Annotated in this window: 23 protein-coding genes, 1 tRNA gene and 1 pseudogene; 17 read left to right on the top strand and 8 right to left on the bottom strand. The window is 62.4% G+C overall.

The window, feature by feature from the left end; genetic code table 11:
• Window positions 1-91 precede the first annotated feature (91 nt).
• Complete coding sequence (locus tag KXJ60_RS14525; protein ID WP_291129311.1) at window positions 92-1,072, bottom strand: tripartite tricarboxylate transporter substrate binding protein; 981 nt, start codon at window positions 1,070-1,072, stop codon at window positions 92-94.
• 33 nt (window positions 1,073-1,105) lie between these two features.
• Entirely contained in the window at window positions 1,106-2,140 is a 1,035-nt protein-coding gene (locus tag KXJ60_RS14520) for a CDP-6-deoxy-delta-3,4-glucoseen reductase (RefSeq protein WP_291129309.1), read from the bottom strand.
• An 83-nt stretch (window positions 2,141-2,223) separates the two neighbouring features.
• Between KXJ60_RS14520 and KXJ60_RS14515 the strand changes: the two genes are divergently transcribed.
• Both KXJ60_RS14515 and KXJ60_RS14510 read left to right on the top strand, forming a co-directional pair.
• Window positions 2,224-3,156, top strand: coding sequence for an SDR family oxidoreductase (locus tag KXJ60_RS14515; RefSeq protein WP_291129306.1), 933 nt, complete (start codon window positions 2,224-2,226; stop codon window positions 3,154-3,156).
• Between the two features lie 1,141 nt (window positions 3,157-4,297).
• A complete protein-coding gene (locus tag KXJ60_RS14510; RefSeq protein WP_291129304.1) occupies window positions 4,298-5,116 on the top strand; it encodes a hypothetical protein in 819 nt (272 codons plus the stop codon).
• A 297-nt stretch (window positions 5,117-5,413) separates the two neighbouring features.
• Here KXJ60_RS14510 and KXJ60_RS14505 read toward each other — a convergent pair whose 3' ends face one another.
• A complete protein-coding gene (locus KXJ60_RS14505; protein WP_291129302.1) occupies window positions 5,414-5,680 on the bottom strand; it encodes a helix-turn-helix transcriptional regulator in 267 nt (88 codons plus the stop codon).
• Between the two features lie 156 nt (window positions 5,681-5,836).
• On the opposite strand from KXJ60_RS14505, the gene KXJ60_RS14500 reads away from it, so the two are divergent.
• Window positions 5,837-6,511: a hypothetical protein gene (locus tag KXJ60_RS14500; protein WP_291129300.1), complete on the top strand. Its 675-nt coding sequence runs from the start codon at window positions 5,837-5,839 to the stop codon at window positions 6,509-6,511.
• Window positions 6,512-6,924: 413 nt separating this feature from the next.
• Here KXJ60_RS14500 and KXJ60_RS14495 read toward each other — a convergent pair whose 3' ends face one another.
• Window positions 6,925-7,698, bottom strand: coding sequence for an IclR family transcriptional regulator C-terminal domain-containing protein (locus KXJ60_RS14495; RefSeq protein ID WP_291129296.1), 774 nt, complete (start codon window positions 7,696-7,698; stop codon window positions 6,925-6,927).
• A 151-nt stretch (window positions 7,699-7,849) separates the two neighbouring features.
• Between KXJ60_RS14495 and KXJ60_RS14490 the strand changes: the two genes are divergently transcribed.
• The 13 genes from KXJ60_RS14490 (at window position 7,850) to KXJ60_RS14430 (ending at window position 19,980) form a co-directional block, all read left to right on the top strand.
• The gene (locus tag KXJ60_RS14490; RefSeq protein ID WP_291129294.1) at window positions 7,850-9,115 is read left to right on the top strand and encodes a Rieske 2Fe-2S domain-containing protein; all 1,266 of its coding nucleotides are present in this window, start codon (window positions 7,850-7,852) and stop codon (window positions 9,113-9,115) included.
• Window positions 9,112-9,588: an aromatic-ring-hydroxylating dioxygenase subunit beta gene (locus KXJ60_RS14485; RefSeq protein WP_291129287.1), complete on the top strand. Its 477-nt coding sequence runs from the start codon at window positions 9,112-9,114 to the stop codon at window positions 9,586-9,588. Before KXJ60_RS14490 ends, KXJ60_RS14485 begins: the two co-directional genes overlap by 4 nt.
• Before the next feature lie 7 nt (window positions 9,589-9,595).
• Window positions 9,596-10,630: a 2Fe-2S iron-sulfur cluster-binding protein gene (locus tag KXJ60_RS14480; protein ID WP_291129284.1), complete on the top strand. Its 1,035-nt coding sequence runs from the start codon at window positions 9,596-9,598 to the stop codon at window positions 10,628-10,630.
• A gap of 25 nt (window positions 10,631-10,655) precedes the next feature.
• Complete coding sequence (locus tag KXJ60_RS14475) at window positions 10,656-11,876, top strand: cytochrome P450 (RefSeq protein ID WP_291129282.1); 1,221 nt, start codon at window positions 10,656-10,658, stop codon at window positions 11,874-11,876.
• A gap of 31 nt (window positions 11,877-11,907) precedes the next feature.
• Window positions 11,908-12,231 carry a 2Fe-2S iron-sulfur cluster-binding protein gene (locus KXJ60_RS14470; protein WP_291129278.1) on the top strand — a complete coding sequence of 108 codons (324 nt, stop codon included), beginning with the start codon at window positions 11,908-11,910 and terminating at the stop codon, window positions 12,229-12,231.
• A complete protein-coding gene (locus KXJ60_RS14465; protein ID WP_291129275.1) occupies window positions 12,231-13,406 on the top strand; it encodes an FAD-dependent oxidoreductase in 1,176 nt (391 codons plus the stop codon). Before KXJ60_RS14470 ends, KXJ60_RS14465 begins: the two co-directional genes overlap by 1 nt.
• Window positions 13,407-13,459: 53 nt before the next feature.
• The gene (locus KXJ60_RS14460; protein ID WP_291129272.1) at window positions 13,460-14,215 is read left to right on the top strand and encodes a glucose 1-dehydrogenase; all 756 of its coding nucleotides are present in this window, start codon (window positions 13,460-13,462) and stop codon (window positions 14,213-14,215) included.
• 14 nt (window positions 14,216-14,229) lie between these two features.
• Complete coding sequence (locus KXJ60_RS14455) at window positions 14,230-15,678, top strand: NAD-dependent succinate-semialdehyde dehydrogenase (protein WP_291129270.1); 1,449 nt, start codon at window positions 14,230-14,232, stop codon at window positions 15,676-15,678.
• 74 nt (window positions 15,679-15,752) lie between these two features.
• Complete coding sequence (locus KXJ60_RS14450) at window positions 15,753-16,805, top strand: TRAP transporter substrate-binding protein (RefSeq protein ID WP_291129267.1); 1,053 nt, start codon at window positions 15,753-15,755, stop codon at window positions 16,803-16,805.
• Complete coding sequence (locus KXJ60_RS14445) at window positions 16,802-17,101, top strand: hypothetical protein (protein ID WP_291129265.1); 300 nt, start codon at window positions 16,802-16,804, stop codon at window positions 17,099-17,101. Before KXJ60_RS14450 ends, KXJ60_RS14445 begins: the two co-directional genes overlap by 4 nt.
• A 68-nt stretch (window positions 17,102-17,169) precedes the next feature.
• The gene (locus KXJ60_RS14440) at window positions 17,170-17,469 is read left to right on the top strand and encodes a plasmid partitioning protein RepB C-terminal domain-containing protein (RefSeq protein WP_366018545.1); all 300 of its coding nucleotides are present in this window, start codon (window positions 17,170-17,172) and stop codon (window positions 17,467-17,469) included.
• A 784-nt stretch (window positions 17,470-18,253) separates the two neighbouring features.
• Complete coding sequence (locus KXJ60_RS14435; protein WP_291129262.1) at window positions 18,254-19,018, top strand: hypothetical protein; 765 nt, start codon at window positions 18,254-18,256, stop codon at window positions 19,016-19,018.
• Window positions 19,019-19,101: 83 nt separating this feature from the next.
• Window positions 19,102-19,980 carry a hypothetical protein gene (locus KXJ60_RS14430; RefSeq protein ID WP_291129259.1) on the top strand — a complete coding sequence of 293 codons (879 nt, stop codon included), beginning with the start codon at window positions 19,102-19,104 and terminating at the stop codon, window positions 19,978-19,980.
• 370 nt (window positions 19,981-20,350) lie between these two features.
• Here KXJ60_RS14430 and KXJ60_RS14425 read toward each other — a convergent pair.
• The 4 genes and pseudogenes from KXJ60_RS14425 to KXJ60_RS14410 form a co-directional block, all read right to left on the bottom strand.
• A pseudogene (locus tag KXJ60_RS14425) lies at window positions 20,351-20,641 on the bottom strand (IS3 family transposase); the annotation flags it as partial.
• 230 nt (window positions 20,642-20,871) lie between these two features.
• Window positions 20,872-21,150, bottom strand: coding sequence for an AlpA family phage regulatory protein (locus tag KXJ60_RS14420; protein WP_291129250.1), 279 nt, complete (start codon window positions 21,148-21,150; stop codon window positions 20,872-20,874).
• A gap of 34 nt (window positions 21,151-21,184) precedes the next feature.
• Window positions 21,185-22,504 carry an integrase arm-type DNA-binding domain-containing protein gene (locus KXJ60_RS14415; protein ID WP_291129248.1) on the bottom strand — a complete coding sequence of 440 codons (1,320 nt, stop codon included), beginning with the start codon at window positions 22,502-22,504 and terminating at the stop codon, window positions 21,185-21,187.
• Between the two features lie 169 nt (window positions 22,505-22,673).
• Window positions 22,674-22,758, bottom strand: a tRNA-Leu gene (locus KXJ60_RS14410).
• Window positions 22,759-22,797: 39 nt separating this feature from the next.
• Between KXJ60_RS14410 and cysM the strand changes: the two genes are divergently transcribed.
• Complete coding sequence (cysM, locus tag KXJ60_RS14405) at window positions 22,798-23,700, top strand: cysteine synthase CysM (RefSeq protein WP_291129246.1); 903 nt, start codon at window positions 22,798-22,800, stop codon at window positions 23,698-23,700.
• Window positions 23,701-23,703: the final 3 nt, after the last annotated feature.

The following is a 23,703-nucleotide window of genomic DNA, read 5'->3' as shown; positions in this document are numbered from 1 at the left end:
CCCCTCAAGGGGGCGATACCAGCGGCCCGGCAAAGCCGGTTCCGCGGTATCTCTGGCCAAGCCATCTCGCTCCGGCGCAGGTGGCTTTTTTTCAGTCCACCGTTGCGCCGCTGATCTTCACCAGACGCTCGTACTTCGCGCGCTCGCGCTTCATGAAGTCGTCGAACTGCTCCGGCGTGCTGGGGGCGGGCTCGGCCAGCAGCTGGGCAAAGCGCGTTTTCACCTCGGGCGAGTTGAGCGCAGCGCTGAAGGCGGTGTTGAGCTTGCGCACCGTGTCGGCGGGTGTGCCGGCCGGAGCGATGAGGCCCCACCAGGTGTCGATCTCGAAGCCGGGCAGGCTGGCCGCCACCGTGGGCACATCGGGCATCACGCTGCTGCGCTGCGCGGTGGTCACCGCCAGCGCCTTGAGCTTGCCCGAGCGGATGTTGGCGGCGGCGGTGGCCAGGTTGTCGAAGTTGAAATCCACCTGGCCCGAGAGCAGGCCGAGCTGTGCCGGGTTGCCGCCGTTGTAGGGAATGTGCACGGCAAAAATGCCCGCCTGGTTCTTGAACAGCTCACCAGCGAGGTGCCCTGCGCTGCCGTTGCCACCTGAGCCGTAGTTCAGCTTGCCCGGGTTGGCCTTGCCGTAAGCAATCAGGTCGGCCAGCGTGTTGACCTTCAGGCGCGCGGCGGACTCGGCGTTCATCACGAGCACGTTGGGCACGCGCAGCATTTGCGTGACGGCGGCGAAGTCTTTCGCCGGGTCGTAAGGCAGTTGCTTGAACAACCAGGGGTTGATGCCGTGCGACGCGGTGGTGGCAATGCCCAGGGTGAGGCCATCCGCCGGTGCCTTCGCCACCGCGCTCACACCGATGTTGCCGCCTGCGCCCGGCCGGTTTTCCACGATCACGGTGCCCAGCGTTCCTTTCACCGCTTCGGCCAGGATGCGCGCGGTCACGTCGATGGGCCCCCCGGCTGCGAAGGGCACCACGATGCGCGTGGTGCTCGCAGCCTGCGCCATCGCGAAACCCGGCAGGGCGAGGCTCGCGCTGGCCATTGCAGAACGGGTGATGAGTTGTCGGCGGTTCAGCATGTGTGTGTCTCCTGTGGTCGGGTGCGTGGTGGCTCAGGCGGCCTTGTCTGCGGCACTGGTGAACGAGTCGGCGAAGAAAGCCTCGGCGGGCAAACCGGCTTCGGCGACATAGTCGCGCTGGGCCGACTCGACCACGATCGGTGCGCCGCACGCATACACCTCATGGCCCGACAGGTCGGGGAAGTCCTGCAGCACGGCGCGGTGCACGAAACCCGTGCGGCCCGTCCACGCATCTTCGGGCAGGGCGTCGGACACCACGGGCACGTAGCGCAGGTTCGGCATCTCGGCCAGGCGCGCTTCGATCCAGGCGCTCTGGTACAGATCGGCAGGGCGGCGGCCGCCCCAGTAGAGCGTGGCCGCGCGGGTGATGCCCTTGAACTGCATGTGCTCGATCACCGCCTTGATCGGTGCGAAGCCGGTGCCCGAGGCCAGCAACACGATGGGTTTTTCGCTGTCCTCGCGCAGGAAGAAGCTGCCGTACGGCCCTTCGATGCGCAGGATGTCCTTTTCCTTCATCGTGCTGAACACGTGGTCGGTGAACTTGCCGCCCGGCATGTGGCGCAGGTGCAGTTCCAGCGAGGGCTGGGTGGCTTGCGTGTGCGGTGCGTTGGCCATCGAGTAGCTGCGGCGGTCACCATCGCGCAGCAGGAATTCCACGTACTGGCCCGCGTGGTACTGAAAGGCATCGCTGGCGGGCAGTTGCAGCCGCAACACGATCACGTCGTGCGAGGCGCGCTCCATCGCACTCACGCGCACCGGCATCTTCTTGATGGGGTGGGCACCGGCCTCCGTCACCTGGCGCGATTCAAGCACCACGTCGCTTTGCGCCACACCACAGCAGGTCAGCACATAGCCAGCCGCTTCTTCTTCGGGGCTCAGCGCCTTGGCCTGGTGCGGACCGTGCACCACGGTGCCTGACAAGCGCTTGCATTTGCACGAACCGCAGGCGCCGTCCTTGCAGCCGTAGGGCAGGCCGATGCCCTGGCGAATGCCGGCGGCCAGCATGGCCTCGGCGGGTTCGGCGGTGAAGGTGCGCCCGCTGGGCTCGACGGTGATGGTGAATGTCATACTGGCACGTGTTGAAAAGGGGGTGTCTGACCGCGCGAAGGGCGCGCACAGCAACCCGTCATTGTCTCAAATCCGGATTTCGCATGAGCCTTCTCGGCGCTTTGCCCGCACGCTTTCGGCGTGAGCGGGTGCTTATCGTGGGTTGTGGCGACGTGGGTCAGCGTGCGGCGCGTGGCCTGGGTGGTGCACAACGTGTCCGTGTGCTGGCGCTGACTTCCAGCCCTGAGCGCGCGCCCCAACTGCGGGCACTGGGCCTGACGCCCCTGCAGGGCAACCTGGACGATTCGCGCACCTTGCGCCGCCTGGCGGGTGTGGCCACCCGCGTGCTGCACCTGGCGCCCCCGCCGTCGAGCGAACAGATCGACTGGCGATTGGATCCCCGCACCCGAGCGCTGGTGCGGGCGCTGGCACAACGGTCATTGCCGGCATCGATCGTCTACGGCTCCACCAGCGGCGTGTACGGCGACGCCCAGGGCCGATGGATCGACGAGACCGCGCCGGCCCGTCCCCAGACGCCGCGCGCCTGGCGTCGGGTCGATGCCGAAACCGCCGTGCACTGGCTGGGCCGCGCCACCGGAGTGCGCACCACGGTGCTGCGCATCCCGGGCATCTATGCCCCGGACCGCCCCAACGGCACACCTCGCGAGCGCCTGCAGCGTGGCACCCCGGTGCTGCGCGCCGAGGACGATGTCTACACGAACCATGTGCACGCCGACGACCTGGCTCGCGCCTGCGTGCTGGCGTTGTGGCGCGGCCGGCCACAGCGCAATGTGAACGTGGTGGACGACACCGAACTCAAGATGGGCGACTACTTTGATCTCGCGGCCGACTTGTACGGCTTGCCCCGCCCGCCGCGGGTGGCGCGTGATGCGGCGAGCGATCAGTTGCCGCTGATGCTGCTGAGTTTCATGAGCGAATCGCGCCGCTTGCGCAACGAGCGAATGAAGCGGGAACTGGGGCTGCGGCTTCGCTACCCCAGCGTGGCAGAGGGGCTCAAGCCGCCGCCTGGCGGCTGAGCAGGCAACAAAAAAGCCGTGCGGCAGGCCTGCACGGCTTCGTCTGTGGTGCCGGGGTCGGAATCACAAACCGGCCTGAAAACCGCATTACAGCTAGGTGTCTGTAAGCAGGAGCTGACGGGATACCGTCAAAGATACCGTGAGAAGATGCTAGTAGATGGACGTGGCCTTCGTCGGCGCTCATCGTGCCACATAGTGTTGATCCGGTGTTTCGGCTAGGCGCGCCCCGGGTGAGGGATGAACTCATTGCGCCCCTCGGAGCGGGCTTGCCCGTTCTGCGTTCTGAGCTCATTTGACGCGGCTATCGGCTTGCTCTCGGTTCGAATTGCGCTGCGGAGAAAGAATACAGGGCGCGACGCCACCGAGGCGCTGGCCGCCTCGGTGGCGTAGGTGATGATTGGGACCGTCGCAGATCTGCTAGCTTGATTTCATGAAAATTAATCAGCGGGCAGGCGGTGAATGCTGGCGAGCAGCCGAGGAACTGTTCTCACGACGTCAAGTTGGCTACTAGGCTTCTGCGACCGTCTGGTGAGGCGAAGGTTTTGGCAATTAATAATTGCAAACGTCGCTTAGTAGGTGATACACAAGCAAGCAAAGGCATTCGAGAGGTTCCACCCCATGCCTAGCAGCGCTGCGCTACTGATGTCACTCAAGCACGGCTTGGCTCGGCTTGCAGAACGCTGAAGAGATCGTTCTGACTTGCTACGCCCTCTGAATGCTGTCACCGCCGGGCTGTGTCGGTTGCTAACCGAGGACGCTGTGCGCACGGAGGCGAAGGACTCATGTCGCCAGCTGTGGGTGCCTTCACAACCCTAGAAAAGGTGGTGCCCCGCTGGCGCAAAAAATAATCTCAAACTGAAGTGAGCGCACCCTCTCGAAAAATTCCACTGAAATCTGATGCTATAAATACTGCAACAACCAAAATCAACTTACTATGGGGTGATTTAAGGCTGCAAACACGACCTGTCAGTGTGCTCGTCCGTATATGTCTGAAGCAGGCATGTGCTTGCGACAACCTCTTAGGACGAGTATGTATTTACAACACACCCCTTTCGCTTCGATACGCTGGGTCGCCGATCAGCCTCTCGCCGCGCTCATCGCACGTGCCGAATCTGGATTTGACTCGATTGAGCTGCAATCCATGAGCCGTTTCCCGCGAAGCTTTGTCGGTGAGATGAAGCAGCACTGTCGCCGGCTGTGGTATCCCGAGAAGTTTTCTCCGTTCGTCGGATGTACGAAGTATCGAATGTGGATACATCAACCGCGTAGGGAGGCCATAGAGGCGCTTTCAGGGCACGACTGCGTCGTCACCAAGGTCCAGGTGTGTTTGGACCTCCTAACGCGTTCTAAGCAGGATGCTCAACTTCTGCACGGCATCATGACCCGGCATATGCGTACCACCGCAAAGTCAACGGAGCCGTCGCGCCAGTACGAGAACACTACCTACTTCAACTTTGACAGGAATCATGGGCCAAGGAAAAATCTGCTCGCCTACTCGGATCATCAGAGCAAGATCGCGCCCGAGTGGAGTTGCACTCACGTTGAGTTGAGAATCGTGGGATCCAAACACCTTGACGCAGCTGGCATTCGACACCAGGCCGGGTTGCTCAACTTGGATCACCGCGCGTTCTGGGAAAAGAACATCCACTTGGTTGACATCCCCTCGGCAGAGGAAATTGGGAAGGAGTGGTGTCGTCACTTCGAGAAAGCACGCGAAGGGAAGTCTCGCAGGTTTCCGTATCGCACTAGGGTGGACTCCATCCGGCGAATCGGGCACAGCTTTGAGCGGATGGTTGCGCTTCATGACTCCGGGTACTTCAGGGCGCATGATCTGGAGTACATGTTCCATTCGTGCAACGTGTTCGGTGGGAAAGTGCCTTCGCACCTCTTTCCGAGGGTCAGGGTGGAGTCGATACTTCCTGGCAATGAGAATGGGTTCTGGCGCAAGCCTCCAGGTTGATTTAAACCCTTTGATATCAACTAGTTAGACGACGAACTCCCCTACTGTCCACTTACCATAGGGTCGGGCACAGGTAGGGGATTTCCAAAGCACCGCTTTGACACCGCCTAGTACATCGCATAAAGCAGTCCAATTTTGGAAAAAACTGGTGCGTAGGGTGCTTCGGGTCGTCGGCACTGCTTCGGTTGCCTGGCACGATATGACACGCTTAGCGCCAATACGCGACCGCCAAGTGAATAAGACGTACCGGGTTGGGGTCGCTGGTCGTCGGCAGGCGCTACGAGCGCGTGTCGGACCTCAATCGCTCGACTTCCGCCTAGGTTTGCGCGCAAGTACGTCGTCACGGAGCGCAGAAACTAGCTGAACCGGGTCAACATCTAGCGCATTCGTCCAGCGAATGAACTCGAGTACATCGAGGTAGCGTTGACCCTTCTCCACCTTCGATACGAAGGTCTGGTGTTTGTCAAGACGGATTGCGAGTTCTTCCTGGCTCAACCCTACAGCCTGCCGGGCGCCTCGAAGCTCTGCCAGAAATCGGCGATAGGCGGTGTCGTAGATGGACATGCATTGCGATCAGTGTTCGCATGCGATTAACCAACCCAATCTCGGTTAAGCCAAATTGGCTTGATGTTCTGTGTTCCCCGATATCATCCAACCTATATTGGCTTGAAATAGTTTGGAGATTCCATGAGGGCAAGAAGTAGAGTTCAGAGCTTTGTGATGCTGATCTTGGTAGCAAAGCTGGCTGCTTGCGCGGATGTACCACTACTGAAGCAGCTTGGGGATGAGGTGGGCATGAGTGCCCAACCTAGCGAAGAGTATCTGGCTGAGAGGTGTTCTGGCGGGCGGGCAAATGCAAGATGGGCTCAACACTGCAGGCAGTGGATGAATGCGCGGGAAGCTGAACAGGAGGCGAAACGACAATCGGAGGTTGCCGCTCGCGAAGCTGCGCGGGCAGCCGAAGCTGCTGCCTATCAAGAACAGCAGGAGCGGAGGCAGCGAGAAGCAGCAGGGCGTGAGAGGGCGGCAGTGCAGGCAGATGAGAGAGAGGGCTACAAGCACCTCTCGTTTGAGGACTTCGCACTGGACGCAGCCAGGATGCAAGGCGCCAAGGTCGCTCTGTACGGCATCTACGTAGGAAAGGGGCAGCGCCTTGCATCCAATCAGTTTGCGGCACTGATGTGGATCGAACGAGGACAAAGCACCAAAGGCGCCTTGATGCCACTGGTTACTACGGATGCGACCCGAGATTCAAGAGCGATGTTGCTGCGATGTGATGCATCGCCGGTCGGATGCGTGGTTGTCGTGCGCGGGCGTGTCAGGATGCTATCGATGCGAAATGCGTTCGGCGCGGACTCGCGAGAGCTTGGCGTTGTGGTGGAGAGCGTTCGCTAGCATGCCGTCACGCCTCTTCACATTCCGCCCGTGATGCTGCAAAACCTAGGCCGGTTTTGCGCGGCAACCATGGCAAGTGGCGTAGACGAAACTGGTGGGCCTGTGCCTGGAAGCGCGTTGCCTGACGCCTATGTTTTCGGTCACCTGCGAGTGCCATGGTTTGGCACCATGATTACCGCTTGGGGCGGGCCGGCTAGCTGGATTCAGCGGCTTGCGCAGCGCGACAAAAGCTGGCTTTTGATCGGCTTCGCGGTGGAGTGCCGGGGCAAGGTGGTGGGCAAGTCTCGTGATTCTGACGACCCTTGGAATGAGCTGGAACTTGAATGCTTGAACGAACTCGGGCACACGACAAACACAGGTAGTGCGCGACTCACGTTGCCTAGCCGGTTTTAGTAGAGGATAGCTGGCTGTTGCTACAGCTGCAGTGCAAACGTCCTGCGTGCCACTTCAAGCTCTGGCATCAATTTGTTCACGATATCGTCACGAGACATGCGTGAAGTAGCTACCGACAGACTCATTGCTCCCAACAGCTCGCCCTTACGATTGCGCACCGGCACGGCAATGGAGCGCAATCCGATCTCCAGTTCTTCGTCGCTTATTGAGTAGCCGCACTCTCGCGCCGCCTGCACCTCGTTCAACAGTGCAGACACGTCGGTCTTAGTTTTTGGCGTAATGGCTTGTCGGCTCATACGCTGCAGGCGGAATTCGACCTCCTCATCCGGCATTCCCGCGAGAAGCACACGACCGGTGGCCGAACAGTACGCGGGCAATCGCGCCCCGATGCCGAGTCCGAAGGACAAGCTGCGTCGCTGAGTTGAGCGCGCCACGAAAACGACAAAGTGCGAGTCAAGCACTGCCAGCGATGCGGACTCGCGCGTGCGCTCACTGGTGATTTCCAAGATCGGCTGCGCGACCTTTGTCAGCGGCGTGGAATTCACGTACGCGTGTACCAGCCGCAAGGTACGAGGCTCAAGCGAAAAATGTCGGCCCGAAGCGCGTGCGTACCCCAGCTTGACGAGGGTGAGCAGGGCGCGGCGGGTAGAGGCCTTGCTATGTCCTGTGATGTCGGCAGCTTCGGTCAAGGTCAAAAGCGAATTGCTGACGCCGAACGCCTCGATGAGCAGCAGGCCTTTCTCCAGCCCCATGACGTATTCCTTGTCCACCACGGCACGCGCATCGTCATCCATTTGTGGCCTCATTCAAAGTTGGATTAGTTCGATAAGCGAACATTTTGCCGGATTTTGTTGACCCTCATGAATCTGAAAAATACAGTAGCGGTTCACTAAACGGTCAAAAGTTCGATATGCGAATTCTCAAAGACCCACTAGGTACCCAGATATGAGCGCCTCCGCAACAGCCTCCGCCACCAATAACCTGCTGAATTTTTGGCCAACCGGGAAATTCACCCGCATCCCATACCATCTATACCAGGAGCCGGCAGTGCTCGAAGCCGAGCAGCAGCGCGTCTTTGAAGGCGCGACCTGGAACTACCTCTGCCTCGAAGCCGAACTGCCCGAACCCGGCGACTACCGCACCACCTTCCTCGGCCGCATGCCGGTGGTGGTGGCGCGCGACAGCGACGGCGAGGTCTACGCGTTCGAGAACCGCTGCTCGCACCGCGGCGCGCTGATCGTGCTCGACGACGGAGGCACCGCGCGCGACTTTCAGTGCGTCTACCACGCGTGGCGCTACGACCGCCAGGGCAACCTCAAAGGCATCGCGTTCCAGAACGGCGTGAACGGCGAAGGCGGCATGGACCCGGCCTTCTGCATGAAAAGCCACGGCCCGCGCAAACTGCGCACCAGCACGTTCTGCGGCCTGGTGTTCGGCAGCCTGAGCGACGACGTGCCCGACCTCGAGGACTACCTCGGCCCCGAGATCGCGCGCGGCATCTCGCGCGTGCTGCACAAGCCGGTGCAGATCCTCGGCCGCTTCAAGCAGACGCTGCCCAACAACTGGAAGCTCTACGTGGAGAACGTGCGCGACACGTACCACGCGAGCCTGTTGCATGTGTTCTTCACCACCTTCCGGCTCAACCGCCTGTCGCAGAAGGGCGGCGTGGTGGTCAGCGAGGACGGCGGCAACCACATCAGCTTCTCGGCCATCGACCCGGCGGCCGACCAGGGCGAGGACTACCAGGCCGAGGAACTGCGCTCGGAAAAGGACGACTTCAAGCTCGAAGACGCCACGCTGCTGAAAGGCATGGACGAATTCGGCGACGGCGTGACGCTGCAGATCCTCTCGGTGTTTCCGGGCTTCGTGCTGGCGCAGATTCAGAACACGCTGGCCGTGCGCCAGGTGTTGCCCGAGGGCATCGAATCCACGGCGCTGAACTGGGTCTACCTCGGGTTCCAGGACGACACGCCCGAGCTGCGCACCATGCGCCACAAACAATCCAACCTGATCGGACCCGCCGGGTTCGTTTCCATGGAAGACGGCGCGGTGGGTAGCTTCGTTCAGCGTGGCATTGCCAGCGCCGGCGGCAAAGCAGCGATCGTCGAGATGGGGGGCGACAGCGTCCGGTCACAGGGCAGCCGCACCACGGAGGCCTCGGTTCGCGGCTTCTGGAAGGCGTATCGCGTGCACATGGAGGCCGGTTCATGAGCGCGGTCATCGACGCCACGAGCGCGATGGCGCTCAACGCCCAGTGCGCGCGCTGCATCGACAACGACGATCTCGAGGCCTGGGTACGACTCTTCACCGAACGCTGTCTCTACCGCGTGACCACCGCAGACAACCATGCCCAGGGCATGGAAGCCAGCCTGATCTATGCCGACTCCCGCGCCATGCTCGGCGACCGCGTGCTCTCGCTGCGCACGGCCAACGTGTACGAGAAGCAGCGCTACCGCCACCTGGTGGGCCTGCCGGTGCTGCTCGGCGACACGCCGCGCGGCCGGCAGAGCGAAACGCCCTTCGTGGTGGTGCGCGTCATGCGCGGCGGCGAGACCACGATCTTCGCCACCGGGCGCTACCTCGACGAACTGGTGATCGACGGCACCGACACACTGCGCCTGGCCAGCCGCGTCGTGGTCTGCGACAGCCACAACACCGACACCCTGCTGGCCATTCCACTGTGAGCACGCCGTGAGCGCCACGCACCTCATCCACATCGCCGGCCTCGGCACCACGGTGCCTTGCACCGAGGGCCAGACCGTGCTCGACGCGGTGCGCCAGGCGGGCTACGAAATGCCGTTCTCGTGCAACTCGGGCATCTGCGCGAGCTGCAAGGGCCGCGTGGTCTCGGGCCGGGTGAACCCCGGCGCCGCGGGCGACCACACGCTCTCCGCCGACGAGATCGCGCACGGGCAGGTGCTGTTCTGCCAGGCCCGGCCGCTCACCGACATCGAGATCGAACCGCGCCAGATCGAGAAGACCGACCCGAACGCGCGCCGCCAGCTCGACGCCCGCGTCATGCGCATCGACTTTCCGGCCCCCGACGTGGCGCGCCTCAAGCTGCGTTTTCCTGCGGGCGAGAAGGTGAAGTTCAAGGCCGGCCAGTACCTGCAGGTGCTGCTGCCCGACGGCCAGCGCCGCAGCTTCTCCATGGCCAATCCGCCACACCAGAACGACGGCGCCGAACTGCACATCCGCCTGCTCGAGAGCGGCGCGTTCTCGCAAACACTCACCCACGCACTCAAAGTCGGCGACACGCTGCCAGTGGAGTTGCCGCACGGCGACTTCTTCCTGCGCGAGGACAGCGACGCGCCCATCGTCATGCTGGCCAGTGGCACCGGTTTCGCACCGATCAAGTCCATGGTGGAAGACGGCCTGCGCCAGGGACAGCGGCGCGAGATCGCGCTGTACTGGGGCGCGCGCACCGAGAAAGACCTGTACCTGCTCGACCTCGCGCGCGGCTGGGGCCAGCAGGCCGGTCTGCGCTTCGTGCCCGTGCTCTCCGAGCCGGATGCCGGCTGGACCGGCCGCATCGGCTTCGTGCACCAGGCCGTGCTGCAAGACCACGACAGCCTCGCCGGCCACCAGGTGTATGCCTGCGGCGCGCCCGCCATGGTGAGCGCGGCGCGCAGCGATTTCGTTGCCACCCGGGGCCTGCCGCCCGATGCGTTCTTCTGCGACGCGTTCGTGGTGGCCCAACCCCGCACACCCGCGCTGGCCGACTGAAGCGCACCCGAAAAAGAGCCCACCCATGACACACCCCAACCCCTACGCCGACGTCCCCACCAGCGACTTCGATCCCTACACCACCGAGGTGCTGGCCAACCCCTACCCGCACTACGCGCAGCTGCGCGACCTTGGCCCCTGGGCCTGGCTGGAGCGCTACGGTGTGCTCGCGGTCGCGCGCCACGATGAGGTGCAGCGCATCCTGTCGCAGCCCGAGGTGTTCTGCTCCAGCGCGGGCGTGGGCCTGGCCAACTTCCACACCGAGACGCCGTGGCGCAAGCCCAGCATCATTCTGGAAGCCGACCCACCCCACCACAGCCGCACGCGCAAGGTGGTGGCGCGCGTGCTCTCGCCGGCGTCCATCGGCCGCCTTCGCACCACTTTTGAAGACGTGGCTGCGCGCATGGTCGACGACCTGGTGGAGCGCGGCTCGTTCGACGCCGCCAAAGACCTCTGCGAGGCCTTCCCCATCAAGGCCTTCGGCGATGCGGTGGGCCTGCCCGCCGACGGACGCGAACACCTGCTGCCGTATGGCGACATGGTGTTCAACGGTTTCGGCCCGATCAACGAGCGTTTCCAGGCGCGCATGGACAGCTCGGGCGAGGCCGTGAACTGGATCGCGAAGGTGTGCCAGCGCGACGCGCTCACGAAGGATGGCCTGGGTGCGCAGCTCTTCGCCGCCGCCGACGCGGGCGAGATCGGGCACGACGAGGCCGGCATGCTGGTGCGCACCCTGCTCTCCGCCGGGCTGGACACCACCGTGTTCACGCTCTGCAACGCCATCACCAGCTTCGCGCGCCACCCCGAGCAATGGGCGCTGCTGCGCGAAGACCCTTCGCTGGCGCGCCAGGCGCTCGAAGAGGTGCTGCGCTTCGACAGCACCTTCCATTCGTTCTACCGCACCAGCACGCAGGACGTGGAACTCGGCGGCATCACCGTGAAAGCCGGCCAGAAGATCGTGGTGTTCATTGCCTCGGCCAACCGCGACCCGCGCCGCTGGCCCGATGCCGACCGCTTCGACATCACACGCCGCGCCACCGGCCACATGGCCTTCGGCACGGGCATCCACGGCTGCGCCGGCCAGATGATGGCGCGCCTCGAAGGCGAGATCGTGCTCACCGCACTCGCGCGCCGCGTGGCCTCGTTCCGCCTCGACGGCGAGCCGGTCCAGCACTTCAACAACACCGTGCGCGGGCTCAAGCACATGCCGGTGACGGTCGAGCCGCTGCTGGCCGCCGTTGACTGACACCCCACAGACACCAGGAAAGAGGCCCACGATGCCCCACATTGTTTACGTGCAACCCGACGGCTCGCGCGAAGCCGTGCCCGCCAGCGCCGGCGCCACGGTCATGACGACCGCCGTCACCCACGGCATTGCCGGCATCGTCGCCGAGTGCGGTGGCTCGGCCATGTGCGCCACCTGCCACGTGTACGTGGACCCAGCCTCGGTCGGGTTCCTGCCGCCGACCAGCGACGTCGAGAACGAAATGCTGGCCAGCGCCGCGAGCGAGCGCCAGGAACACAGCCGCCTCAGCTGCCAGCTGGTGCTCGCCGCCGGCGTGGACGAGCTGATCGTGCACATCCCGGAGCGCCAGGTCTGATGGCGCACGGCGTCGTCGTCGTCGGCACCGGCCAGGCGGGCTTTCAGCTCGCGGCTTCGTTGCGCGAGGCGGGCTTTGCGGCACCCATCACGCTGGTGGGCGACGAGCCCGGCCTGCCTTACCAGCGCCCACCGCTGTCCAAAGGTTTCCTGCAGGCCAAGGTGGACGACGCCGGCCTGCTGCTGCGCCCACCCGCGTTCTACGAGCGCATCGACGTGCGCGTGCGCGGCGGCACGCGGGTTCTAAGCATCGACCGCATGGCGCGCCAGGTGGCGCTCTCCGGCGGCGCGGCGCTGCCCTACGACCACCTGGTGCTCGCCACCGGCGCGGCCGCGCGCACGCTGGCCGTGCCCGGTGCCGACCTGCAAGGCGTCTTCGTGCTGCGCGGACTCGACGATGCGCAGCGCATCCGCGCGCGGCTGGCGCAGGCGAGCGCGGTGGCCGTGGTCGGCGCCGGCTTCATCGGCCTCGAACTCGCGGCCGTGGTGCGCGGCATGGGCCTGGCGATGCACGTCATCGACACCGCCGCGCGGCCCCTGGCGCGTGCGCTCTCCGAGCCCATGGCGCGGCACCTGCAGGCGTTCCATGAAGCGCAGGGCACGCGGTTTCATCTGTCGGCGCAGCTCGCTGCCATCGAGGGCGCGCACGGCCACGCCACCGGCCTGCGCCTGCGGGAGGGCAGCCCCGTCGCGGCCGACCTGGTGGTGGTCGCGGTCGGCGTGACCCCCAACGATCAACTGGCGCGCGACGCCGGCCTGCGGGTCGGCAACGGCATCGAGGTGGACGAGCTGCTGCTCACCAGCGACCCAGCCATTTCCGCGCTCGGCGATGGCGCGAGTTTTCCGTTCGCCTTCGGCGGCGGTGCCCGTGTGCGCATCGAGTCGGTGCAGAACGCGGTGGATCAGGCGCGCTGCATCGCCGCGCGCCTGTGCGGCCAACCCGTGCCGTACGCCAAGGTGCCCTGGTTCTGGAGCGAGCAAGGCCCTTGCCGGCTGCAGATGGCCGGCCTGGCCGAACCAAGCGACCGCAGCGACATCGAGGGCGATCCGGCCAGCGGCCGCTTCTCGGTGCTGCGTTACCGCGGCGACCAGCTGAGCGCCGTCGAATCCCTCAACGACCCCGCCGCGCACATGCGCGCGCGAAAAGCCCTCGCGCCCGCGCTCGCACCGGCCTGAGATTCCCACAGCCCCATTCGACATCCACCCCTTCCCACAGAAAGAGACAACACATGACAGCAGCATCCCGGGTCATCGCCGTCACTGGCGGCGCCAGCGGCATCGGTTTCGCATTCTCCGAAGCGCTCGCGCGCGCGGGCCACCAGGTCGTCATTGCCGACCTGCGCGGCGCCGCCGAAGCGGCCCAGCGCCTCCAGGCCCAGGGCCTGAAGGCCATCGGCACGCAGACCGATGTCGTCAAGCCCGCCGACGTGGCGGGCATGGTCGAACAGGCCGTGAAGGCGTTCGGCCGGCTCGACGTGCTGGTGAACAACGCCGGCCTGTTCACCACGCTCGCGCTCAAACCGTTCGACCAGATCAGCGACGCCGAGTGGATGCGCGTGATGGAAGTCAACACCCTCGGGCCTTTCGTGTGCGCCAAAGCGGTCGTGCCCGAAATGCGCAAGAACGGCTTTGGCCGCATCGTGAACATCGCGTCCACCACGCCGATCAAGGGCACGCCCAACATGCTGCACTACGTGGCCAGCAAGGGCGCGGTGATCGCGTTCACGCGTTCGCTGGCCCGCGAACTCGGCAAGGACGACATCACCGTGAACGCCATTGCCCCGGGCTTCACGCTGAGCGACGGTGTGCTCGACAACGACCTGCACAGCAAGATGGGCGACGTGGTGCGCAAGACCAGCCGCTCGCTGCAGCGCGACCAGGTGCCCGAGGATCTGGTCGGCGCGCTGGTATTCCTCGTGAGCGACGGCGCGGGGTTCATCACCGGCCAGACCATCGCCGTCGATGGTGGCTCGGTGTTCATCTGATCGGCAGGCCCGCGATGACCGACAGCGCCTACAGCAAGCCGTACCTTTACATCGATGGTGAATTCATCGAGGGCGGTGACCGCCCCCACCAGGACATCGTCAACCCCGCCAACAGCGAGGTGATCGGCTCGTTGCCGCATGCACGCCGCGACGACCTAGACCGCGCGCTGAACGCAGCGCAACGTGCCTTCGAGAGCTGGCGCAAGAGCTCGCCGATGGAACGCTCGAAGGTGCTGCGCCGCGTGGCCGAGCTCACGCGCGAACGCGCACCCCAGATCGCACGTCAGATCACGCTCGACCAGGGCAAGCCGCTGAGCGAGGCGCTGCTGGAAGTAACCACCTGCGCCGAACACGCGGAGTGGCACGCTGAGGAATGCCGCCGTATCTATGGCCGCGTGATTCCCGCGCGCCTGCCGCATGTGCGCCAGCTGGTGCTGCGCGAGCCCGTCGGAGTATGCGTGGCCTTCACGCCCTGGAACTTTCCGTTCAACCAGGCCATCCGCAAGATGGTGGCGGCCATTGGCGCGGGCTGCACGCTGGTATTGAAGGGACCGGAAGATTCGCCGGGCGCGGTGATCGCGCTCGCGCGCTTGTTCCACGACGCGGGTCTGCCCCCGGGCGTGCTCAACGTGGTTTGGGGCGTGCCGGCCGAGGTGTCGGACCACCTGATCCGCTCGCCGATCTCGCGCAAGGTGTCGTTCACCGGCTCGGTGGCGGTGGGCAAGCAGCTGGCGTCGCTCGCCGGCCTGCACATGAAGCGCATCAGCATGGAACTGGGCGGGCACTCGCCGGTGGTGGTGTTCGACGACGCCGACGTGGACGACGCGGCCCATCTGCTGGCGCGTTTCAAGGCGCGCAACGCGGGTCAGCTGTGCATTGCGCCCAGCCGCTTCTTCGTGCAGGAGAAGGTGTACGACCGCTTCCTCGACACCTTCACGAAAGCATACGGTGGCTTGAAGGTGGGCGACGGCATGGACAAGGACACGCAGATGGGCCCCCTGGCGCACCTGCGCCGGGTCGATGCCATGGAAGGCTTCGTGGCCGATGCGCTGGAGCGTGGCGCGAAGCTGGCCAGCGGCGGCACGCGGCTCGCCGGCCCGGGCTACTTCTACCCGCCCACCATCCTCACCGACATTCCCGACAACGCGCGCCTGATGCTCGAAGAACCCTTCGGCCCGGTAGCACCGATCACGCGCTTCCAAGACACCGACGAGGTGTTGAAGCGCGCCAACGCCCTGCCCTTTGGCCTCACCAGTTTCGTGTTCACCGGCTCCATCAAAACCTCGGAGCGCATGGTCAACGGCCTTGAGGTGGGCATGGTCAACGTGAACCATTTCGGCATCACGTTGGCAGAAACACCATTCGGTGGCGTGAAGGACAGCGGGATGGGCAGCGAAGGCGGCAGTGAAACCTTCGACAGCTACCTCGTCACCAAGTTCGTTTCGCAGGCGAGCCCTGCTTGATTACCGTCATTACAAGAAGCTAGCACCGACCAGGGGGCCGGAACGCCTTTCCCATCAATCTAGGAGACAAACCCATGATGCAACGCAGAACACTCATCAAATCGGCGGCGGCAGCCGTTTCCCTTGGAGCACCCTCCCTGGGGGCCTTCGCCCAGCAAGTGGTCACCCTGAAGTTCCATACCTTCATGGCCCCGACTTCCAATGTCTATCTCAACGCACACAAGGCCTGGATGACCAAGGTCGAGAAAGACTCGGGCGGTCGCATCAAGTTCGAGGGTTACCCGGCCATGCAGCTGGGCGGCTCGCCTGGGCAGCTGTACGACCAAGCGCGCGACGGAGTGGTCGACATCGTCTGGACGTTGGCCGGCAACACGCCCGGCCGCTTCCCGCGTACCGAGGTGTTCGAACTACCGTTCATGACGGTGGACGCCATTGGCGCCTCCCGCGCGGCCTGGGAGTACCTGCAGACCCATGCGGCAGACGAGTTCAAGGATGTGCAACCGCTGGCCTTCCACACCCATGGCCCGGGCGTACTGCACTCAAAGACAAAACCCATCATCAGCGCTGCCGACCTGCGCGGCATGAAGGTGCGAGGTCCGACTAGGCAAGCCACAAAGCTGCTCAACGCTGCCGGGGCTTCCGCCGTGGGCATGCCGCTGCCACAGATTCCAGATGCACTGTCCAAGGGCGTGATCGAGGGTGCAGCCTTGCCTTGGGAGGTGATTCCCTCGGTGAAGGTGCACGAGCTCGTGCAGCACCACAGCGAATTCGCGCCTGGCAAGCCAGCGCTCTACAACACCGCCTTCGTGATGGTGATGAACAAAAGCAAGTACGCCTCGCTGCCACCCGACATCAGGAAGGTGATCGATGACAACTCGGGCATGGAGACCTCGGCCTGGTTCGGCAAGGTGCAGCAGGACCACGATCCCATCAGCCGCAAGATGGCCACCGATCGAGGCAACAAGGTGCACGTTTTCAACGAGGCTCAAACTAACGAGTTTGTACAACTCACTGGAGCCATCGCCAGCGAATGGGTCCAGGAGATGAACAAGCGGGGACAGGACGGCGAGAAGCTCCTGGCGGGTGCAAAGGCGCTCATTGCTAAACACAGGCCCAAGATCGCATGAGCAGCAGTGCGCGGCTTGCCATTTCGATTGGCGACCCGCATGGCATCGGACCTGAGATCGCGCTCAAGGCGATTGCTGCAATGCCCCCGTCCGAGCATGACCGCTTTGTACTGTTCGGCCCGGATTCGGTGCTGCGCCGCTGCGCCGAGCAGCTGAACCTGAGCTGGGTGCTAGAGGGTGTTCGCTGCTACGAGGCAGGCGCCCTTGATCCGGCTGCGGCCATTCCGGGTCGGATTGACGCAGCGGCTGGCGCTTCAGCAGTGGCATGTGCCACCGCGGCCATTCAGGCGGCATAGGCGGGCACTTGCGACGCTGTCATTGCCTGCCCGCACCATGAGACAGCGATCGCGAAGGCAGGCATCACATTCAGCGGATAGCCTCCACTTCTTCGGAGATGCTCGTCAACCCTAGGAGAACTGGTCGAGCGCAAGCGGCGACACAAGAGCAGATCGCTAAGCTTGAACGCGAGACGGCCAACCTACATGAGCGCTATCGCATAGTGGAGCAAAATTACGGAGATGACGTGCTGAGCCTCTCGCTCGTCAGGGGCTACATCAAGAAGCTTCTCGAGAACCAGGCGATCGCAGGGTTTTTGCAGAAGCGTCACCCGGACTTCTTGCAGGAGTTCAACGCCTTGGCTCAAGTTGCTGCTCTTGACCAATGAAAGTGAACTTCCCAGATCTGACCTTGCGTCAATCAACTTCTAAGATGGCGGAGTGGTTGAGCCGCCGTATGATGTCCTCCGTGAACTTACCGCCCGGGAATCCCACATTGCTCCGGCACCCCGTGCCGGATGGGATTCCATTCCCGGTAGAGACGGTGCTCAAACTGCCAGCAGCTGAGTATCAAGTTGAGCAACACGGTAATTGGTGGATCGTACGGGTCGTGACAACCGGCGAAGCCGTTTACCAAGGTCCAGGCCCGGTCGAAGTTTTAGTATCCGAGGTTCCATTCTGATGGCCGAGCACCCCACGTTGCTGTGGCATCCAACGGCTCACGGCTTGCACAGCTTCCGCGAGGTATCTCTTCCAAGGGAGCCAGCTGACTACCACGTCATCGAATTGAACAGCCTGAAGATCGTGATCGTGGTTGCGGTTGCAAACGGGGAGGTGGTCTATAAGGGCCCAGGGCCAGCGAAGGTTTATCGCTCGCCTACCCCCTCAGCAAATTGACGGAGTCACTTAGCTTGGCTCGTAATTCTGCTTATAAGTTTCCCGTGCTTTGTGAGGTCTCAACCTAGAAACTTCGCGCTGCAAATTTGACGAGCATTCGTCGGTGGCCCATAGGCAGCGGGATAGTAGGGACCAATACGGTTGACTACTGTCATCTCCTGAGCGAGACGCGCTACTTTGTAGCCTTGGTCATGACGTTGTTGATCCTTCTTGTGGGTGTGGCGGGATGCTTGTGGATGTATCTCACGTTTGGGCAGTGACTTCGGAGCGCGGACCATGCGTTGGGCAATAGAGATTCAGAGCACGAAACTAGAACGCAGAAATCTGGAGGACCTGCTGGAGAGGCTGGGACTTGTTGTCGTGGACGAGGCGCCACATGTCGCGTTCACATCCGGTCAGATAGATCAGTGTGCGACGGCTTCCGAGGCGTTTCAAATTGCCAAGAAGGTGCAAAGTGCTTTTGCCGGAGCAGCAAACATCGATACCTCATTTGCCTTGGGATCTGTTATTGACTACTCAAGACGTCCCGCCAGCCGGCATGCATTCTTGGAGATCCACGAAGCCATTCACTTTCATGCGACCTCCGACGCCACGTTGACGGTGAGTCCAGGCCCAGGGCTTTCAGAGGACGCACTGAGGATATGGTACGAGCAGAGAGCCGAGGCTGAGTACCAAGCGAAATTGGAGTCACAGCTTTCTTTGCTCGAACCCGCCTACTTCAGTCCAAAGGGTGCGAAGGTCTTGGAACTTTTGGCCGCGGAGGTTCCAACCGGCGAGACACTATTCAAAATCTACGAACTTATGAGAGGGCCAAGGGCGAATGCCGCCGCTTTTGGGCAGCAGTATGGGATCACTGCTGAACAGTATCGACGCTTCAGTGACGTCGTGCACAACGACACTGTGAGCGGCGATTGGGCACGACACGCCCATGGCGATCCGCCATCGACGAGCAATCCAATGACGAGGGTGGAAGCAGAGTCGTTCGTTAGAACGATTGCCCAGCAGTGGCTTCAAAACAACCGCTCAGCAAGGGGTTCTTAGCCTGTGGACGACGATCATTGCGACGTCACTACGCATTCGGTGACAACATCTGCGCCTTCCTCAAACGTCACGATCTAGCTCTTATGCCCGCTCGCACAAATGCGTTTCAGCGACTTGTTGCACTGCTGACAGCGACTTTCGCTGGACAAGCGAAGGTTTCTGAATCCGCCATGTTGCTTGATCGTGTTACAGGCGAGTTGCGTGAGGTCGATGTCATCGTCATTTCCAACACCGCGAGCTATCAAGTTCACTTGAGCTTGGAGGTGGTTGCTTGGAGCCGGCCTGCGGACACGCCTTGGATCGAGAAGATGCATGCGAAGCACCAGAACCTCGCAACAGACAAGCTGATCCTTGTGTCTGAAAGTGGCTTCTCCAAACCGGCTCTCCGAAAGGCGCAATTCTTGGGGATCGAAACCCTCACCGTTGAAGAGGCTTGTGGCGCCGACTGGCCCATGATCGCTGCTCTAGAAGGGTTGGGCGTGTTTGATGTGGTGACGATGAATTTTGATGTCGCTGCTTTGTGTCAGTTTTCGAACGGAGCAAAGGAACATTTGCCAATTCCTGCGACGGACGTTCTTCCCACGCGCATCGGCCCCATGTCTATGGATGCGTTCGTGCGTCGCCTTCTGAATACAGACCTCGTGCAAGAAACAGTTCGCGCGCACGTGAAAGGAGGCGAGGAGCGTGTTTGTCATCTCACCTATACCGACTCCAACGGGTTGTGGAAGATTGACGATGGTGCGCGGTCGGGGGAAATTCTTGAGCTTGTCATCGCTCTGAAGGTTGTGCGAACCACGTCACCAGTGCGCTACGCGGCTGGGAAATTTCGATCGGTTCCGTTCGTGTCTGGTATCACTACTGAGCCTGCCGGCCAGTTGCAGTTTGTACTTGCGCGCAACCCTGATGGAAGTACATCAGGGTATTTAATCAACTCAAGCGGAATGCAGGCGTTGTCCGCTTAACCGTAGCGCTCCACCAGTGCCGACTGCGCCGATTCGCCAATCAATGGCTGGCCACGGGAGCAACGCGGACACGTGCCATTGGGGTGGCATGGCCGAGCGCCGGCGGCGTCCCCTCGAGCCAACCTAGGGCGCCCTCAGGCACCACCCGCGCCGGACCTTGGCACCTACCCCGCGCCCTGGACTCGAATGCGCCTCGCGATGTCCTTTAAGAAATCTGAGGGGGCTTTGGCCTTAGGCCGAGCTGATCTCTCCTGTAGCCACTTCTTCGTACTCGTTAAGCACAGCATCCTTTAGCATATTGAGATGCTTTAGCTCGCTTGAAGTCCCCTCGATTTCTTGAGCCAGTCAGAAGTAGAGGTTGGGGAACAGTTTGACCCGTCCAGCTGTAGGTGAAGTCGGCCACCCACTTCGGGTTCGGGCCGTCGGCCTGGAACTGGCGGTCCAGCACGTTGTCGGTCACAGCACTGCGCACGCTACGGTCCTTGGGACGCCATCGCCGGCGGGGTCCGGCGCGCAGCGCCTGTTCTCGCATGAGCCGCTCGACGCGATGCAAACCACAGGTCTGGCCTTGCCCCAGCACGTCGTGCCACACGCGGCGTGCGCCGTAGGTACGGTCGCTGCGAACGAAGCTTTGGCGCATCTGCGCACTCAGGATCTCATCGCCGAGGCTACGTCGGCTCCCGGGACGCGTGCGACCTGGCGCCCGAGCGTGCAGCGATAAAATCCTCTCTACAGCAACCTCGTGGTGCAAATGCGAGGGGCTTAGCCGGTGGCTCATAGTGAGTAGGAGAGTTGGGGTCAATCCCCGCCAGCAGCACCATCTCTATCTCGGGTCCAGCATGGAACCGCTAACGGCAGTCAGTCTGCTCTGATCTTTTGGCGGCATCCGATCTACTTGCGCAGAATTCGAACCCGACCAGATGCACCCACTGGCGCACTCTTGTTGAACTTGAGAAGCCATTGCCGCACATCGCCTACTCGCCACGCAGTCACCCGTTCTGAAAGCTTGACTGGTGCGGGAAATGTGCCAGCGCGGACATGACGCCAAAGCGTTGACTTGCTGAACGGTAGGAGAGCGGGGTCGTTCTCTCTTGGTCTTGTGACGAGATCTGATTCGCGAACATAGGCCGAGTCGGGAAGTTGATCAAAAGAACGATTGGATTGGACCACGCGATACCTCCCGTTGTCTGTACGTTTTACTGCCTTAATGCGCGTCCGAGAAGGTCGCGCTCTTCAAGATTCGAACCCGCTTTGTTGTCTCTGCGGGTGCGAAGGAGGGTTGGATTGGCTTTGCAAGTATGCGCACTCGGTGGCCTCGGACCTCGACCTTCTGCGCACCTTCTTTTTGGGCATCTAGGTAGTCGGCCCAACGCTGCATCATGAGTTGCCTTGCCTCAAGGTGACTCGTACGGTTGTAAGCCCGCCCGTTAGGGTCTTTGACTGCGTGTGCAAGCTGATGCTCAATTAGATCAACCCGTTCGCCCAGAATTTCATCAAGCATCGTCCTGGCGGAGGCACGAAAACCGTGCGCAGTATGGGTGTTACCTGGATAACCTAAGTTGCGGAGCGCAGCGTTCAGCGTGTTGTCGCTGATGGGACGCGTCCGAGTTCTGAGGCCTGGGAAAAGGTACTTCCCGTTCCCCGAAATCGGCATCAAGTTTTTTAGGAGTTCACAGGCTTGTCTGGACAAAGGGACGAGGTGAGGCAGCTTCATCTTCATCTTCTCCGCGGGAATTCGCCATTCCCGCCTTTCTAGATCGACTTCACTCCACTCTGCGTGGCGCAGTTCACCGGGACGTACAAACACGAGCGGCGCGAGTTTCAGCGCAGATGCAACCACAGGATTTCCTCTGTAACCCTCAATGGCTCGAAGCAAGGCCCCAAACGGGGCGGGATCCGTGATGGCCGCGTGGTGATTCTTGGGGACTGCACTCAGAGCACCTCGCAGATCCACAGTGACGTCTCGATCGGCTTGCCCTCCCGCGACTGCAAACCGAAAGATGCGGCTGCAGAGTTGAAGAATACGATGGGCTGTATCGATTGAGCCCCGATCTTCGATTCGCCTGACAACCGCCAGCACGTCACGCGGTCCTAACTCCGAGATCGCACGGCGGCCTAGCGAGGGGTATACGTCGCGTTCAAGCCAGCCGACCAGCTTGTCATCAGTAATTGCTTTTCTTGTGGCTTTTGTCTTCTTTAGCCATGCACGCGCAACCGACTCAAACGTGCTGTCCGCTGCTGCGACTGCTGCTTGTTTGCGTTCGCGCTTGGCGGCCATGGGGTCGATGTTTTCGACGAGCAGTGACTTTGCCTCGTCTCTCATGCGTCTTGCCTGCGCCAAGGACACTACGGGATAAACGCCCAATGCGAGCGTTTTTCGTCTCTGTGCGTATGTGTAGTCAAGGCGCCAGTAGCGGCCTGGTCCATCGATGAGGAGGTATAGGCCGCCAGAGTCAGCCAATTTTTGTCGGCGCGCGTGCGGATTTGACTTCAGCTGTCGAAGAGCGGTGTCAGTGAGTGGCATGTTGCCCTTTACGGTATCTGGATACCGCTAAGGCACATACCGTTAGCGGTACCGCAAATATATCGGGCTGGCGGGGGCCGAAGTGACACCCTTAAGTGGCGTTCTCATAGGGGAAACGCCGAGATGGGCGGCCCAATGAGACGATAAGGATCGCTTGGAAACGATCACTTGGTGCCCGGGGTCGGAATCGAACCGACACTCCTTTCGGAACCGGATTTTGAGTCCGGCGCGTCTACCAATTTCACCACCCGGGCTGCCAGAAGGGAGACTCGAAATTATGGCACAGTGCGGGCATGAACTACCCGACGATTGAAGACGCCATTGGCAAAACGCCTCTGGTGGCGCTGCAACGCATTGGTGCAGCGGGCAACCAGGCACGCGGCAATGTGATCCTGGGAAAGCTCGAAGGCAACAACCCCGCGGGCTCCGTGAAAGACCGGCCTGCGGTATCGATGATCAAGCGCGCCGAGGAGCGCGGTGACATCAAGCCGGGCGACACGCTCATCGAGGCCACGTCGGGCAACACCGGCATCGCGCTGGCGATGGCCGCAGCCATCAAGGGCTACCGCATGGTGTTGATCATGCCGGAGGACCTCTCCATCGAGCGTGCGCAGACCATGAAGGCCTTCGGTGCGGAGCTGATCCTCACCTCCAAGAGCGGCGGCATGGAGTCCGCCCGCGACCTGGCCGAAAAGATGCAGGCCGAAGGCAAAGGCCGCGTGCTCGACCAGTTCGCCAATGCCGACAACCCGCGCATTCATTACGAGACGACCGGGCCGGAAATCTGGGAGCAAACCGGTGGACGCATCACGCACTTCGTGAGCGCCATGGGCACCACCGGGACGATCACGGGCGTGTCGCGTTTCCTCAAGGAGAAGAACCCTGCGGTGCGCATCGTGGGTGCGCAGCCCAGCGAGGGCTCGCGCATCCCCGGCATCCGCAAGTGGCCCACCGAATACCTGCCCAAGATTTACGACCCGAGCACGGTCGACGAACTGGTGTACGTCAGCCAGGGCGATGCGGAGGCCATGTGCCGCCAGATGGCACGAGAGGAGGGCATCTTTGCCGGCATCTCGGCGGCTGGCGCGTGCTGGGTCGCGCAGCAGATCGCCAGCCAGGTCGAGAACGCCACCATCGTGTTTGTGGTGTGCGATCGCGGCGACCGCTACCTCTCCACCGGCGTTTTCCCGGCCTGACGG

This window comes from Hydrogenophaga sp. (genome assembly GCF_019264445.1).
GTDB lineage: Bacteria > Pseudomonadota > Gammaproteobacteria > Burkholderiales > Burkholderiaceae_C > Hydrogenophaga.
The sequence above is the reverse complement of the archived record's forward strand: the minus strand, read 5'-3'. Positions and strand labels throughout refer to the sequence as shown.